Here is a 16,530-nt window from a genome sequence, read left to right as displayed (position 1 = left end):
CAGCCAACACTTCCCGGGTTCGCGAGATTCCATACAACTACACCTCCTTTTCCGACCGGGAAATCGTGATTCGATTTCTGGGGGAGGCCCAGTGGGACACCCTCAACCAATTACGCGGATCCCGGCGCACCGGCCGCTCGGCACGGATGCTGTTCGAGGTGCTGGGCGACCTTTGGGTGGTCTCACGCAACCCCTTTATTCAGGATGACCTGCTGCAAAACCCCAAACGGCGCGCTTCGCTGATCCATGCCCTGCATCATCGGCTCGAGCAGATCATCGCGCGGGCCGACAAAAACCCGCGGGCCATCGCCCTGGTTAATGCCGCGCAAACCGCAATTCGCAGCTTCGAAAGTGAATTCGCCACCGAGCAGGACCTGCGGCGCAGGACCCAGCAGCGGCTGTCCCGCATCACCCGCGCCGATAATATCGATTTTGGCGGGCTCGCCAAGGTCAGCCATGTCACCGATGCCTCCGACTGGCGGGTCGAATACCCCTTTGTAGTGCTGACGCCGGATACCGAGGCCGAAATGGCCGCGGTGGTGCAGGCCTGCGTGGAAATCGGCATCGGCATCATTCCCCGCGGGGGCGGCACCGGCTACACCGGCGGGGCGGTGCCACTGCAACGGCATTGCGCCGTCATCAACACGGAAAAGCTGGACGCCCTGGGCCCCGTTACGCTGCAACGAATTGCCGACATTGACCGCGAGGTGCCGACCATCCGCGTCGAGGCTGGTGTCGTTACCCGGCGTGTCGCAGAGGCCGCCGAGGCCCGTGGCTACGTGTTCGCCGTCGACCCCACATCACAGGATGCCTCCTGCATCGGCGGCAACATTGCCATGAATGCCGGCGGCAAAAAGGCCGTGCTGTGGGGCACCACGCTGGACAACCTGCTTTCCTGGCGCATGGTGATGCCGGACGGCCACTGGCTCGAAGTCGAACGCCTCAGACACAACCTCGGCAAGATCCACGATCAGGCCGAGGCCGTTTTTCGCGTCACCCACTTCGAATCCGATGCCAATACGCCCACTGGCGAGACCGAAATCCTGCGTATTCCCGGCACCGAATTACGCAAACAGGGACTGGGTAAGGACGTCACCAACAAATTTCTCGGTGGGCTGCCCGGCGTGCAAAAAGAGGGCTGCGACGGCCTCATTACCTCGGCCGTTTTTATCCTGCATAAGATGCCGCAACACATTCGTACCGTTTGCCTGGAGTTTTTTGGTGCCGATCTGCGCCGCGCGGTACCCGCCATCGTCGAAACCAAGGACTATCTCGACGCCCTGCCAGACGTGCAGCTGGCCGGCATGGAGCACCTGGATGAGCGTTACGTACGGGCCGTCAAATACAGCACCAAGGCGCCGCGCGCCGAAAATCCGAAAATGGTACTGGTGATCGATGTCGCCGGCGATGATGAAGACAGCGTTGCCGAAGCCGCCTCGATGATCGTGCGCATGGCCAACGCTCGCGGTGCTGAGGGTTTTATCGCGGTAAGTCCCGAGGCCCGTCACCGCTTCTGGTTAGACCGCGCCCGTACGGCAGCCATTGCAGCCCACACCAACGCCTTCAAAATAAATGAAGATGTTGTTATTCCCCTGGATCGGCTGGCCGATTACAACGAAGCCATCGAACGGATCAATATTGAATATTCCACCCGCAATAAATTGCGGATGATTGACAGCGTACTGGATTATCTCGATAGCGACCTGAGCAAACAGCCAATCATTGACAGCGAATCGGGCAAGGCGCTCAACGAAGAGATCAGCGCCATCTTTGCGGCGAAAAGGGCCGCCGCGCAAGAACATTTACAGGCCATGCAGCAACGCTGGACCTGTATTCTTGAACACCTTGATGACTCCGCCAACATGCACCAGCAGCTGCTCGACAGCCTCGATTCCGTCATCCGGGAAAAGGTTCAGCCGGGCGAAACACTGTTTCATCTCATGCAGCGCCGCGACCTTCGCATCTCGTACCGCAGTGAAGTCGAACGCCCGCTGAAACAGATTTTCAACGACCGCGAACTCTCTAGCGTGCGTGACAGGCTGGACGCCATTCACCAGGACATCCGCAGCTCCCGCCTCTTCGTCGCCACTCACATGCACGCCGGTGATGGCAACGTGCACACCAATATCCCGGTGCATTCCAACGATTACCACATGCTGCAGGAGGCCGAAAACGTGGTCGAACGCATCATGGGCATTGCCGAAAACCTCGGCGGCGTGATCTCTGGCGAACACGGCATCGGCATTACCAAAATGCAGTTTCTGGATCAGGCCACCATCACCGCCTTCACCCGTTACAAACAGCAGGTCGATCCACAACAGCATTTTAATCCCGGCAAACTGCTGGCGGGTTCCGGCCTTGGCAATGCCTACACGCCTTCGTTGCGACTATTGCAGCAGGAGGCGCTGATCCTTGAGGCCAGCGAGCTGGGCGCGCTTAATGATGACATCAAGGACTGCGTGCGCTGCGGAAAATGCAAACCGGTTTGCACCACGCATATCCCGCGCGCCAATCTATTGTATTCGCCCCGCAACAAGATTCTTGCCACGGGACTCATCATTGAAGCTTTTCTGTATGAGGAGCAGACGCGTCGCGGCATCTCCCTGCGTCACTTCGACGAAATGAACGATATCGCCGATCACTGCACCGTGTGTCACAAATGTCTCGCGCCCTGCCCGGTCGATATCGATTTCGGCGACGTCTCGATTCGCATGCGCAGCCTGCTCAAATCCTTCGGCAAAAAGCGCAGCAACCTCAGCACCCGCGCCTCGATGGCCTACCTTAACGCCACCGATCCACGCACCATCAACCTGATGTACAACACCCTGCTGAAGTGGGGCTTCCGCGGCCAGAACCTGGCCTACCAGTGGGCGAAAAAACTCAAACTGGGCCGCCAGAAATCGCGGCCTGTCGCCACCACCGGAAAAATGACCACCCGCACGCAGATCGTCAATTTTGTCAGCAAACCCCTGCCGCCCAAACTGCCGGCGCAGACCATGCGCCAGTTGCTGGCACTGGAGGACGACAAAAACGTCCCCATCCTGCGTGACCCCGCCAACACCAACGAGCAGAGTGATGCGGTGTTCTATTTTCCCGGCTGTGGCTCGGAACGCCTGTTCAGCCAGATCGGCATGGCGACGCTTGCCATGCTGTACCGGGTCGGCACCCAAACGGTATTACCACCCGGTTACCTCTGTTGCGGCTACCCGCAGACATCGGGGGGCGATACCCAGAAGGGGCAGCAGATCTCGGTCAATAATCAGGTGCTGTTTCACCGGCTGGCCAACACGCTCAATTACATGGACATCAAAACGGTGATCGTGTCCTGCGGCACCTGCATGGACCAGCTGCAGAAATACCGCTTCCAGCAGATATTCCCCGGCTGTCGCCTGCTGGACATCCACGAATACCTGATGGAAAAAGGCATCACCCTGGACAGCGCGACGACGGGCGGCACGCAGTATCTGTATCACGACCCCTGCCACAGCCCGATGAAGACCTATGCGCCCATCAAGGTCGCCTCCACACTGTTGGGCAAAGGCGTGCTGGACTCGGATCGCTGTTGCGGCGAGGCCGGCACCTTTGCGGTGTCACGCCCCGATATCGCCACCCAATTGCGCTTTCGCAAACAGGAGCAGCTCCAGGCGGGTATCGAACAGCTTACCGGCGCACCAACCGCAAAGGCCGGCAATGTCAAAATGCTGACCTCCTGCCCGGCCTGTCAACAGGGGCTGTCGCGTTATAAAGAAGATACGGGTCTTGAGGTGGACTATATTGTCGTTGAGCTGGCCAAGGGCCTGCTCGGCGAGGACTGGCAGCAACAGTTTACGGCGAAAATAAAATCGGGCGGAATTGAACGGGTCTTGTTGTAAGCACCGCCGGCAAGATCAACATCGCGCCAGATCCCTGCGCCAAAGCATCTCGTTACGCATAAGCCGGGTGGTGATACCGACACCTGGCCACCCGCCAACACCTTTTGCCAGAGCTGCGGCCAGGCCTTATCGATAATCGTACCCAGGCACATATTCATCTTGTAAACGCACACCATGAACCAGTACCCTTAGCCACCATGTACGAAGACGACGACAACATCGAAGAGCGCGAAAAGAGCAAATCCCAGGTCAAGCGGGAGATGCATGAATTGCTCGCACTCGGCGAGGTGCTGGTCAACCTCCCCAAGGAGCAGTTTGCCAAGATCGAGCTGCCGGAAACCCTGCATGACGCCGTGCTTGAAGGCCGGCGCATTACCCAACACGGGGCGCACAAACGTCAGCTGCAATTTATCGGCAAACTGATGCGAACGGTGGATGCCGAGCAGATTCGCCAGCAGGTGGACACGCTTGAAGGACATTCAAAACAGGCCGCCGCCAACCTGCATCATATCGAGCGCTGGCGTGACGACCTGCTGACGCAGGGAGATGCGGCGCTGGAACGTTTACTGACAGAATTTCCCGCGGCCGACCGGCAATATCTGCGGCAGCTGATCCGTAATGCCAAGAAGGAGATGCAGGAAAACAGGGCGCCGAAGTCGGCGCGGTCACTGTTCAAATATTTGCGGGACCTGCAGGACGAGGCCTGAGAGCCTGTGAAAAAATCGCCAGCCTACTGCGGGCGCCGCTTTGCGGCTGCAACGGCGTTGCGCTACGTGAAAACGGCGGTCATTTGGTCCACCAAACTCCCTTGTTTTCACGTAGCGCGCCTTGTTTCGCTCGCAAATCGACGCCCTCGCTACGGCCGTCGAATTTTTCACAGGCTCTGAGCGTCTGCTCAGCTCATCGAACACTTTATCTTGCGATGCTCCAGCACCGGAAAATTGAGCCGCACCGATTTCTGGTAGGCGGGATCCGTCTCCGCAAGCACAAAACCCGAACCGCTGGGCAATCGATCCAGCACCACCCCCCAGGGATCAACAATCATGCTGTCGCCGTAGGTTTCCCGCCCATTGACGTGATAACCACCCTGCGCCGCCGCGATCACATAACATAAATTTTCCACTGCCCGGGCCCGCACCAGCACTTCCCAGTGGGCGCGGCCGGTGATGGCGGTGAATGCCGCAGGCAGGGCGATGATCTCCACTCCCTTGTCCAGCATGCGCCGGAAGAGACCGGGAAAACGCAGGTCGTAACACACGCTCAGACCCAGGCGGCCGAAGGGCGTATCCACCACAATCACCTGCTCGCCGTTCTCGATGGTTTCCGACTCGACATAATTCTCGCCACTCGCCGGCAGCACCACATCAAACAGATGGATTTTGTCGTAACGGGCCACACGCTGACCCTTGTCATCGAACAGCAGGGAGGCGCCACGCACCTTATTGGCCGCATCCGCAATCAGGGGAACGGTGCCGCCCACGATCCACAGCCCGTGCTTGCTCGCCTGCGCGGCCAGAAAATCCTGGATCGGGCCCTGACCGTCGGCCTCGCGCACCTTAACCTTATCCGTTTCCGACATACCCATAATGGCGAAATTCTCCGGCAAGACCACCAGCTGGGCGCCGGCCCCGGCCGCCATGGCGATCAAACGCCCGGCCTCAATCAGGTTTGCGTTTACGTTCGGCCCGGAAGCCATTTGCACTGCAGCGATTTTTGCCATTGGATTTCCTGAATCTGTTTTCTATTTATCGACCTGCGCTATGGCGCGAAAGCATAGCACCTCAACCGCTTTCTCGACAGTTTGCAGGCCCGCCTAATTGCCGCTATTCGCCCTCAGCAACAGGCCTGGCGGTTTTTACCTTGTCAATCTGCGGCGCATTCCAGCTACCCGTAATGGTGTACTGATTGCGTGTCACATCATCGATGTTCGGCTGAAACAGCTTCTGAAAAGCCAGGATCGCCGCCCCCACCTGCGGTGTTGCGGTGAGAAATCCCAGCACCGGCAGCGTATCCGCCACATGTGGCGTGACGGTGACTAACTGGTCATAGTCCTGCTGCGCCAGGCCGGTACGGCCCGCAATCTCGACACGCGCCGCCGGCCCTTCCATATAAAGATTGTTGGTGTAGGCATCGCCGCCCTCGATCTGGAAACTGCCCCTGATACGATCAAAACTGAAACCCTTTTTAAACACATCGGAAAAATCCAGCATCAGTCGCCGTGGCAGCGTCTGAATACTCAGCATGCCGAACATCCGACCGGCACCCGGATCCACATCCAGCACATAGCCATTTTTGAACGCCAGGGTCAGGTGGCCGCGGATTCGCTGCGCATCAAGATCAAACAGGGAGCCCGGCCAGGCCAGCCCCAGATCGACCACCCCCTCACCCTTATCGATGCCGCCCACATAATCCAGCGCCTTCAGCGTGCGGCCTATGTTCGAGCTTTCCAGATGCATCGTCATGTTGGACTGCTGCTGGTTGCCGCGGATGTACCAGCCGCCGCGCGCCGTCACCGTCGTCGCCTGCGGCCGCAACACCAGCTGCTCGATGCGCAGCCCATCGGCGACCCGGGTGGTCTCCAGGCGCAATTTTCCAAAGCGGCTATTCTGAAACCGGAAATCATCGACACGAATATCCAGCGCCGGCACTGCCCGCGGATCCGTCGCCGCCCCGCCCACCTCCAGCTTTTCCAGGTAACAATAGGCAAGGTCTGCCGAGACAGGCCATTTCTGCCGATCGTAAGGAATGATGAAATTCCCCTTCAGCTCCTTCGCCTCGACCTGCGCCGTCCAGGCAGCATCCTCCGTGCGCACCTCCACGCGTGCATTATGCAGCTGCTGGCCATAGGCCTCGAACACCCGCGCCGCGACATCCGCCGAGCGCAGCCACCATTGGCCTCCACCACTGACAACGTCCGGTTCCGCATCCTGTCGGGGGCTTTGGCCTGAGGACGGTGGCGAAGCCCGCGACAACAGGAGGTTTCGCCACTCGTCCAGGGACACCGTATCCAGCCAGCCACTGAGCTGCACGCCCGGTGCATCCGGCAGCACCGCCGACCCCGCATTAAAACGGACCTCGGCACGGAGGTCATCCGCCGCGGTCATGCCGCCCAGGGTCAGAACCGTATCAACAAAACCCGCATAACTGACCCGCATCACCGGCACCTGCTCAGGCGCAAACACGATGCGCAACTCCAGACCGGCCGCCTCCCCCGCATCCTTATCGAAGGGCTGTGGCAGGCGCGCGGCCACGTCTTTCAAATCCGCCTTCACGTACAGGCTGGCGGCCGATTCAGGTGCTGACGGTGAACGCGCCGCATCACTGTCGCCGAGCGGGCGGGGCTTTTCCCTTTCACGCACCGGAATATCAAACACCACATCCCACTGACCGTTACCCGTGAGCAGGTCATCCAGCAGCGGCACATAGCGCGCGGCGAGATCCGACGCAGCAAACGGTCCACCCGCCTTGATGCGCAGCTTGCGTGACGCACCCAGTTCCTGCGTGGCAATATCGATCCGTGTGGGCTGGCCCAGCAATTCGGCCTGGATGTTTTCGGCCAGCAGGCCATCCTGGAAAAAATGCAGGCGACCCTCCACCGCCGTCAGCACTTGCCCCAGGGGCGGTATGGTCAGGGTGTTTTCCTGCAGATCGACCCAGCCCTTGACCTTCAACTCATCACCACCACCGATGGGCAAATCCAGATCCAGTTGTAACACGCTGTCGCCGCTGGCGTTCATCTGCTGCAGATGCTGACCAAACGCCGCATACAGCGGTGGACTCGCCACCAGATAATCGAGCTTTTCCTGGGTGTCGCCGCTCACCTCACCATCAACGCTCAGCAGCAGGGGCTTGACGGTCATATTCTCAATGCCGATCTTCGCCCACTGAATCTGGTTAGAAAAAATCGTGCCGCGATGCATCTCCACAAACATGCCGCGGCCTTCGAAGCGCACATCGGCACTGATGCCTGTGATCGGCGGCCAGGCATCAGCGTAATTCAGGCTGGCGTTGTCCACGGCAAACTCCACCGCAAATTTTCCCTGCCCGTCATCAAACGGAAAATCCGCCAGGTAGCCGTGAAACACCGAGCCCCCTGAAACAATCCGCGCACTGACGAAGGCCTCATCCAGCCACGCAACGGTGGCGGCTGACATGATGCCCGCCGGCAGATAGTGCGCGACCTGACTGCCATCACCGTCCTGAAAGTCCACCACCAGCGACATAAAGGGTGAGTCACGGTGCGCGTGCCTGATCACATCCAGTGTCGCCGATGCCGTCACATCCGCATTGCTGGCCTGCAGGTTACGGCCCGCGACGCGCCACTGTTCATCCTCCACCTCCCAGGCAACGTGCCCGCGCAGCTCGTTCACCGACAGCGGCCAGCGAAACAGCGTGGGAAAATCCAGCGTCACGGCGGCATGCTGCAAGGCAACCTGTCCACCCATCGAGTCCAGCCACAGCTGTCCCTCCACATTTACCGCCGCTGGAATGTGTCGCCAGGCCTCGACCGTCGCGCCGCGCAGGGTGGCATAGGCCTGGTATTGCGTCGCCTCACCCCCTTGCCAGTGCAGAATCGCGTGACTGATCTCGCCGCGCGGCCGGATGGCCTGCAAGGGCTGCTCCAGACGCTCGCCACCCACGGCAAACAGCGTCAACAATTCCGCGATATCTTCCAACTGCAGATAGCTGACGGCGGCGTCGAGTGTCGGCGCGGCACCGTCCCGCTGCGCATACTGTAGCGATAGCCGCGCAGGCTGCCATTTCCGGGTCTCGCGCGCCAGCATCAGCTCGTCGCCCTCAAACTGCCAGCCCTGTGCGGTGCGCTGCCAGGCAAAGGTGCCCGCCATACGATCCAGCAACAGACTCTGCGGTGCAGCAGAAACCCTGCTGGAACGCAACGCCAGACCCGCCGCCTCGATGTCGCCGCTCAGGCGCTGCAGCACACCCTCCTGCCACTGCCCCCACACCTGGAAGCCTGCGCTCTTGATCGAGACATCCACCTCGCCCAGGCGCTGCGCCTCAAACAGTTCCGCCAGGCGCACATGTTCACCCGACACATACAAGCGGGTGCGCCGTCCGTTGGGGGATAGCGGATCGCCCCACATATCCACGCGTAGCTGCAAGGATTTGCCGAGATTCCGCGACAGGCTCACGGAGGCATCCAGCTGATGCCGGTCACCGTCATTCTGCAAGCTGAGATTGACCGACGAGAAATGCATGCTGTTGCCGGCGCCCATTTCGTCATGCCAGGTGATGTTGCTGTTTTCAAGACTGACCCGCCCCTGTGAAAACAGCCAGGCCATAAACGGGGCGGCCTCCGCGGATCGTCGCGCCGCGTCCTCGGCCGTCGCCTGTCCGGCAAGACCTGCCACCGAAAACTGGCCCTGCGCATTACGCGCCAGCACCAGATCCACACCCACCAGGGTGATATTTGAAAACACCGGCTGCCATTGGCGCAGCGATGTCAGCAGATCCAGACCCAACAGGATCTTGTCGAGCCGTACCACCGGCTGCTGGCCCCCGGCATCGAGCAGGGCCACATCCTGCAACACCAGCGACGGACCCCAGCCATGCCATTCGGCATCCAGGCTCCGCATTCGCACCGGCTGGCCCAGTCTGTCGCCGAAGTACTGACTGAGTTCGGTGTTGTACTGCTCTGCAAAGGGCAGCAGCAGACGAGCGAGAGCAAAACCGGTCGCCAGCAATACCGCGACGGCGGCAAACGCGTACCACGCGCTTGCCCATACAGAGCGGGAAAATCGACCAACCGGGCTCAGCGACACGACTAACCGACAGTAGGACCGGAAGTCCGCCGCCCGCAGACCGCCAGACTCCCGGTTTTTGAATTTAACGGCATGGCATTCATCACTATCACATCAGCACCACATCAAATTGTTCCTGGGTGTACAGGGTCTCCACCTGAAAACGGATGGGGCGGCCGATAAATTCCTCCAGCTCGGCAACGCTGGCAGACTCCTCATCTAACATTAAGTCGATCACCTCGGTCGAGGCCAGCACCAGGAACTGTTGCGGCTCATATTGACGCGCCTCGCGCAGCAGTTCGCGAAACACCTCATAACACACCGTCTCCGCGGTGCGCACCGAGCCTCGGCCTTCACAGCAAGGACAGGGTTCACACAGCACATGTTCCAGACTTTCACGGGTGCGCTTGCGGGTCATCTCCACCAGGCCCAGCCCAGACACATCGCAAATGTGACTCTTGGCCTTGTCACGTTCCAGACTCTTTTCCAGCGCGCGCATCACCTGCTCACGGTGTGAGGCATCCGACATGTCGATAAAATCGATAATGATGATGCCTCCCAGATTGCGCAGCCGCAGCTGACGGGCGATGGTGACCGTGGCCTCCAGATTGGTTTTGAAGATGGTCTCTTCCAGATTCCGGTGGCCGACAAAGGCGCCGGTATTCACATCGATGGTCGTCAGCGCCTCGGTCTGATCCACAATCAGGTAGCCGCCGGATTTGAGTTGCACCTTGCGTCCCAGCGCCTTCTGGATTTCATCCTCGATGCCATACAGGTCAAAGATCGGGCGCTCGCCCGGATAATACTCAATGCGATCGGCCAGCTCGGGAATAAATTTTCGGGCGAACTTGCTGGCCTTGTCATAATTTTCACGCGAATCGATGCGCACCTTCTCCACCCCGGCATCAACATGGTCACGCATGGTGCGCATCACCAGCGACAGATCCCCGTACACCAGCTGGCCCGGCGAACATTCACTGGCGCGCTCCTGAATCTCCGCCCAGGTCTTGTGCAGGAAGGCCACGTCGGCGCGAATCTCCTTCTCACTCACCCCCTCGGCGACGGTACGCACGATATAACCACCGCCGCCCAGCTCTTCGGCCAGAGCGCTGAGCACATCGCGCAGGCGCTGCCGCTCCGCATCGGCCTCGATCTTCTGCGAGATGCCGATATGCGACTCGCCCGGCATAAACACCAGAAACCGCGCCGCCACCGAAAGATGGGTCGTCAGCCGGGCGCCCTTGGTGCCCAGCGGATCTTTCACCACCTGCACCAGCAGGTCCTGGCCCTGATGCAGCAGCTCCTGGATATTGTCATTCGATTTGTTGCTGGTGCCGCCATCGCCATTCTTAACCGCGATATCGGAGGCGTGCAAAAATGCCGTGCGCTCCAGGCCGATGTCGATAAAGGCCGCCTGCATGCCCGGCAATACGCGCACCACCTTGCCGCGATAGATATTGCCCACCATGCCGCGCCGACTGGTGCGCTCGATAAAGATTTCCTGCAGCACCCCGTTTTCCACCATCGCCACGCGGGTTTCACGCGGCGTGACATTGATTAAAATTTCTTCGCTCATAATCTTTTATCAACCTTTCAATCGTAATGAGCCAGTGGCGGTCTGCCTTGATGAGTTCCTGATGAACGCCTGATGAACTCCTGATAAATCAACGACGCTCCCGCAGAACGTCCATGCCAAACCGCCGCAGCAGCTCGCCCGTCTCAAACAGCGGCAGGCCCATCACCCCGGAATAGCTGCCCTCCAGCCGCTCAATAAACAGCGCCGCCAGACCCTGAATACCGTAGGCGCCGGCCTTGTCCGCCGGTTCGCCCGTGCGCCAGTAGGCGCGGCGTTCCGCCTCATCGATCACCCGGAAACTCACCCGACTTTCGCTCAACAACACCTCGGCCCTATCTTGCCCGAGATTGTCTTTGCCCACTACGGCCACCGCCGACAAAACCCGGTGGCTGCGTCCCGACAGTTGCCCGAGCATGGCCAGCGCGTCCGCCTCGTCCACCGGCTTGCCCAGCACGATACTACCCCTGCCACCCGCGGCATCGACATCCAGCACCACCGCCGTATCGGATCCCAGCACCGGCCGCCAGCGCCCTGCATCGAGCATCGCCAGCCCCGCCTGCGCCTTTTCCAGCGCCAGACGTTGCACATAGGCGGCGGGAGATTCGTCGGCGCGCTGCTGTTCCGGCACGGACTGGGGAATACGTTCGACACGCAGGCCGATCTGCATCAGCAATTCGCGACGGCGGGGAGAGGCGGAGGCCAGGTAGATATCGGGCAGAGGCTGCGCTGCGGTCATGATTACTATTTCCAGTATAGGGCCTTGCCCACCGCCTAACGGTGATAGGGGTGATTCTGTAACACACTCCAGGCCCGGTACAGTTGTTCGGCCACCACGATGCGCACCAAGGGGTGCGGCAGGGTCAGGTTCGACAACGACCAGCGCTGTTCGGCCTGCGCCACACAGTCCGCCGACAGCCCCTCCGGCCCGCCCACCAGCAGCGCCACATCACGCCCATCGTGCAGCCAGCCATCCAGCTCGGCGGCGAGGGCCTCGGTGGTCCAGGCCCGACCGGTCACCTCCAGGCTGACGATGCGGGCGCCCTTGGGCACCGCGGCCAGCATCTTTTCGCCCTCCTGCTGGGTGATGCGCGCGATGTCCGCGCCCTTGCCGCGTTTACCCGCCGGGATTTCCACCAGTTGCAGGGCGCAATCCGCCGGCAGGCGGCGCGCATATTCCGCGTAGCCCTGCTCCACCCAGGCGGGCATGCGGGTACCCACGGCGATCAGTGTCATGCGCACGGCTGGGACCTAAACGGCGGACACCGGCAAACCGGCTATTGCGCGCCGGATGATTTGGAGCGATTGGCCGGCTCGGTTTCCCACAGCTTCTCCAGCTGATAAAACTCGCGCATTTCGGCCTGCAGCACATGTACCACCACATCCCCCAGATCCACCAGCACCCACTCACCGATGTCTTCGCCCTCAACGCCCAGCGGCCGCACACCCTGCTTTTTGACCTCGACCACCACATTGTCCGCCAGTGATTTCACATGCCGACTTGAGGTGCCGGTCGCCACCACCATGATATCGGTGATATTGCTTTTGCCGCGCACATCGACCACCCGCACATCCACTGCCTTTGAATCATCCAGCGCCTCAACAACCAGTTGGGCCAATTCGTCTGCCTTCATTATCTTTATCCTGCTACGTCTGTTGTTACGATTATGGTTGTTGCCACGGCCTGTTTTTTACAGGGGCCGGACACTTAATGTTGCGAACCGGAAATAACGAAACATGAAACAGTGTCTTTTTCCGCCATGCGTCGTTACAGCCCCTTGCCGTATACCCCATACGGCTGCGGGTCTGCGCCTAGCCTGGCAAAAAATCCATCTGTTGCATTTGTTCCGCTATTTCCGCTTCGCAACACTAGTTTGCTGACTCTGTCGCTGCCATTTTTGCCGTCCCCGAAAAACCATACAGGCCATGCAGGCGGATCAGGTTCCACACCGGGTCCGGCACCAGATAGCGGGGGCTGTCGCCGGCGGCCACCAGGGCGCGGATCCGGGTGGCGGAGATATCCAGCGCCGTCACCGTCTGCAGGATGACCCTGCCGGCGGGCTGCGCCGCCAGCGCCGCCGGCTCCGTGGTATGCGCGGCCTGCCACAGCGCCTGTACCCCGGCACCGGCCTGATCAATATCCAGCACCCAGCCGGGACGCTGCATGACCACGATATGGGCAAGCTGTGCAAGGCGCTCCCACTGATGCCAGCTGTCTAACTGCAGAAAGGCATCCGCGCCCAGCACCAGACACAGCGGCTCATCGCCCAGCTCCTCACGCAGCGAAGCCAGCGTGTCCACCATGAAGGATTCACCCTCGCGCCGCATCTCGCGATTATCCACCAGCAGATCCGCCTCGCCGCCGACCGCCGCGCGCAGCATGGTCAGGCGCTGGCCGGGGTTGGCCACCGGCGGCTCACGGTGGGGCGGCGCAAACGCGGGAATCAGGCGCATCTCGCGCAGCCGCAAGGCCTGTTTCACCTCCAGTGCCGGCCGCAGATGGCCGAAGTGCACGGGATCAAAGGTGCCGCCGAAGATGCCGATCATTTTAAGGGCAGGGGAAAGGGGCAAGAGGAAAGTCAGGCACGGTGAGATAGCGCGCCTCGCGTGCAAGCACTTCCGGGCTTTTGTCTTTCATTACTTTCATCTTTTCCCTTTTCTCTTTTATCTGCTACTTCTTTATCTGCTACTTCCTTATCTGCCCATCGCCCAGGACGATGAACTTCTGCGAGGTGAGCCCTTCCAGGCCGACCGGTCCACGGACGTGGATCTTGTCGGTGCTGATACCGATCTCCGCGCCCAGCCCGTACTCGAAGCCGTCGGCGAAGCGGGTGGAGGCGTTCACCATCACCGAGCTGGAATCCACCTCGGCGAGGAAACGCCGCGCCCGGGTGTAGTCCTCGGTGACGATAGACTCGGTATGTCCCGAACCATGCTCGTGGATATGCTCAATGGCCTCATCCAGTCCGTCCACCACACGGATCGAGAGGATCGGTGCAAGGTATTCCTCGTCCCAGTCCTCCTCGGTCGCGGAATTGATACCCACAAGAATTTCGCGGGTGCGAAAACAACCGCGCAGCTCGACATTTTCCCTGGCGTACTCGACTTGCAGGCGCGGTAACACCTCGGCGGCCACGGCACTATCGACCAGCAGGGTCTCCATGGCGTTGCACACACCGTAACGATGACACTTGGCGTTGAAGGCGATGGCCACCGCCTTATCGAGATCGGCCTTGCCATCAATATACACATGACACACGCCGTGCAGATGTTTGATCACCGGCACCCGCGACTCGGCGGAAATGCGCTCGATGAGCCCCTTGCCCCCGCGCGGCACGATCACGTCCACATACTGCGGCATGGTGATCAGCTCACCCACCGCGGCGCGGTCGGTGGTCTCAACCACCTGCACGGCCTGTGCATCCAGGCCGGCCTGCTCCAGCCCGGCGTGAATGCACTCGGCGATGGCCAGATTGGAATACCTGGCCTCGGAGCCGCCACGCAGGATCGCGGCGTTACCCGACTTCAGGCACAGGCCAGCGGCGTCGGCCGTCACATTCGGCCTCGATTCGTAAATGATACCGATCACCCCCAGCGGCACGCGCATCTTGCCCACTTGAATACCGGAAGGACGGAAGTTCAAACCGCTGATCTCACCGACGGGATCGGGCAGCGCCGCGATCTGCCGCAGGCCTTCGGCCATTCCCGCGATGCGGCCGGCATCCAGCATCAGACGATCCAGCATCGCCGCGTCCAGCCCGTCCTTTTTACCCTGTTCCAGATCCTTGGCATTCTCGGCGATCAGCTCATCCTGCGCAGCCATGATCGCGTCGGCAATGTGCAACAGCGCCTCGTTTTTTGCACTGGTCTTGGCGCGCGCCATATCACGCGAGGCGGCGCGGGCCTGCCGGCCCAGTTCGATCATGTAGTTTTTGATATCCATTATTTGTGGTCCATTGTTGGGTGTCTATTAATAGCCTGTAGGGTGGGCATCGCCCACCTGCATGATTTGGCTTCAGTGACGACGGTGGGCATTGCCCACCCTATCCTCTACATCCTATCCTCTATATAGAGGAGGTACCGCCAGTGGGCGGCGAGACCTGCGCCCCGGCAATGCCCTAGCCGCCGGCCCTAAACAGCCGTACGCCGGCCATCAACAGGGTCAATTGTAACAACTCATCCCAGGCATTGCCCGGTGCCGCGCCCTTAATGACCCGATCCAGCCGCGCAGCGCGGCGCAGCATCTGTTGCCAGCGCAGCCGATTATGCCGCTGTAACCCCGCCCGCACCGGCCCCTTGCGCTTGTCCCAGAGCCGCGACAACATGCCGTTCATGTCCTTGCCTGCCTCGATCTGAGCCGCCATCTCCTCCAGACTGCGCAGCTCGCGGGTCAGCGCCCACAGCACCAGGATCGGCTCCACCCCCTCGCCCCGCAGGCCGTCCAGCATACGCGCCAGTCGTGACCCATCGCCGGCCAGCGCCACATCCACCAGCCCGAACACGTCAAAGCGGGCACTGTCGGCCACCGCCGCCTCCGCCTGCTCGGCGGACAGCGCGCCCTCGCCATTGAGCAGCAGCAGCTTGTCCACCTCCTGCGCCGCCGCCAGCAGATTACCCTCCAGCCGCTCGGCGATCACCCGCACCGCATCCTTGTCCGGCAACAGGCCGCGGGAGCGCAGGCGCTGATCCAGCCAGCGCGGCATCTCCGCCGCGTCCACCGGCCACACCTGCAGGGTCCCGCCGATCTTGTCCAGGGCCTGAAACCACTTGGCCGCTTGCGAGCGCTTGTCCACCTTGCCGCTGCTGATCAGCAGCACCGTATCCTCCGGCGGGCGGCGGGCATATTCCACCAGCGCCGCGCCGCCGTCCTTGCCGGGCTTGCCCGAGGGCAGGCGCAGGTCGATGACCCGCTTTTCGGCGAACAGCGACATGGCGTTGCTCGCCACCACCAGCTCGTTCCAGTCGAAATCCTTCTCCGCGTGGATCACCTCGCGCTCGGTAAACCCCTGTTCGCGGGCCTGCCGACGCACCGCATCGGCGGCCTCGCCCAGTTGCAGGGGCTCGTCGCCACTGAAAAAGTAGATCGGCAACAGCCCCTGTTTGAGCTGGGCCTCGAGTCGCTCCGGATACAGCCTCATTGCCCGTCCGTTGTGTCCACCGCGGCCGCTGGCGCCGGCGGGCTGACCGCCTGCAACCGCCGCAGAATCTGCAACACCGCCTCCTGGCGCATCTCCGCCCTCAGCAGCCGTTCTTCGCCCTCGGTGGCCAGCACCGCCGAGGCGTCAAATCTCAGGTCCCGACTCAGGGTCACCGATGTCTCGGG

At 61.0% G+C, this 16,530-nt stretch carries 12 protein-coding genes; 2 read left to right on the top strand and 10 right to left on the bottom strand.

Going from position 1 to position 16,530, the window contains the following annotated elements; translation table 11 throughout:
• Positions 1-26 precede the first annotated feature (26 nt).
• Both RRB22_14990 and yjgA read left to right on the top strand, forming a co-directional pair.
• The gene (locus tag RRB22_14990) at positions 27-3,872 is read left to right on the top strand and encodes a DUF3683 domain-containing protein (protein ID MDT8385712.1); all 3,846 of its coding nucleotides are present in this window, start codon (positions 27-29) and stop codon (positions 3,870-3,872) included.
• A 197-nt stretch (positions 3,873-4,069) separates the two neighbouring features.
• Positions 4,070-4,579 (top strand): ribosome biogenesis factor YjgA, encoded by a 510-nt coding sequence (gene yjgA, locus RRB22_14985; GenBank protein ID MDT8385711.1) that lies wholly within the window; start codon positions 4,070-4,072, stop codon positions 4,577-4,579.
• 188 nt (positions 4,580-4,767) lie between these two features.
• Here yjgA and RRB22_14980 read toward each other — a convergent pair whose 3' ends face one another.
• From RRB22_14980 to RRB22_14935, 10 genes are all read right to left on the bottom strand, one after another.
• Positions 4,768-5,592 carry a carbon-nitrogen hydrolase family protein gene (locus RRB22_14980; protein MDT8385710.1) on the bottom strand — a complete coding sequence of 275 codons (825 nt, stop codon included), beginning with the start codon at positions 5,590-5,592 and terminating at the stop codon, positions 4,768-4,770.
• Positions 5,593-5,695: 103 nt separating this feature from the next.
• A complete protein-coding gene (locus tag RRB22_14975; protein MDT8385709.1) occupies positions 5,696-9,655 on the bottom strand; it encodes a YhdP family protein in 3,960 nt (1,319 codons plus the stop codon).
• An 88-nt stretch (positions 9,656-9,743) separates the two neighbouring features.
• Positions 9,744-11,210, bottom strand: a complete 1,467-nt coding sequence (gene rng / locus RRB22_14970) for a ribonuclease G (GenBank protein MDT8385708.1) — start codon at positions 11,208-11,210, stop codon at positions 9,744-9,746.
• A gap of 88 nt (positions 11,211-11,298) precedes the next feature.
• A complete protein-coding gene (locus RRB22_14965) occupies positions 11,299-11,928 on the bottom strand; it encodes a nucleoside triphosphate pyrophosphatase (GenBank protein ID MDT8385707.1) in 630 nt (209 codons plus the stop codon).
• Between the two features lie 53 nt (positions 11,929-11,981).
• The gene (rlmH, locus tag RRB22_14960) at positions 11,982-12,449 is read right to left on the bottom strand and encodes a 23S rRNA (pseudouridine(1915)-N(3))-methyltransferase RlmH (protein ID MDT8385706.1); all 468 of its coding nucleotides are present in this window, start codon (positions 12,447-12,449) and stop codon (positions 11,982-11,984) included.
• A 35-nt stretch (positions 12,450-12,484) separates the two neighbouring features.
• The gene (gene rsfS / locus RRB22_14955; protein MDT8385705.1) at positions 12,485-12,841 is read right to left on the bottom strand and encodes a ribosome silencing factor; all 357 of its coding nucleotides are present in this window, start codon (positions 12,839-12,841) and stop codon (positions 12,485-12,487) included.
• Positions 12,842-13,076: 235 nt separating this feature from the next.
• Positions 13,077-13,754 (bottom strand): nicotinate-nucleotide adenylyltransferase, encoded by a 678-nt coding sequence (nadD, locus tag RRB22_14950; protein ID MDT8385704.1) that lies wholly within the window; start codon positions 13,752-13,754, stop codon positions 13,077-13,079.
• A gap of 139 nt (positions 13,755-13,893) precedes the next feature.
• Positions 13,894-15,150 (bottom strand): glutamate-5-semialdehyde dehydrogenase, encoded by a 1,257-nt coding sequence (locus RRB22_14945; GenBank protein MDT8385703.1) that lies wholly within the window; start codon positions 15,148-15,150, stop codon positions 13,894-13,896.
• Positions 15,151-15,325: 175 nt separating this feature from the next.
• Positions 15,326-16,345, bottom strand: a complete 1,020-nt coding sequence (holA, locus tag RRB22_14940; protein ID MDT8385702.1) for a DNA polymerase III subunit delta — start codon at positions 16,343-16,345, stop codon at positions 15,326-15,328.
• Positions 16,342-16,530, bottom strand: a 189-nt coding sequence (locus tag RRB22_14935; GenBank protein ID MDT8385701.1) for a hypothetical protein, incomplete at its 5' end; no start/stop codon positions are given. The genes RRB22_14935 and holA, both read right to left, overlap by 4 nt.

The organism is Gammaproteobacteria bacterium (assembly GCA_032250735.1).
GTDB lineage: Bacteria > Pseudomonadota > Gammaproteobacteria > SZUA-152 > SZUA-152 > SZUA-152.
Note: the sequence above shows the minus strand (reverse complement) of the source record. Positions and strands in the feature narration are given on the sequence as shown.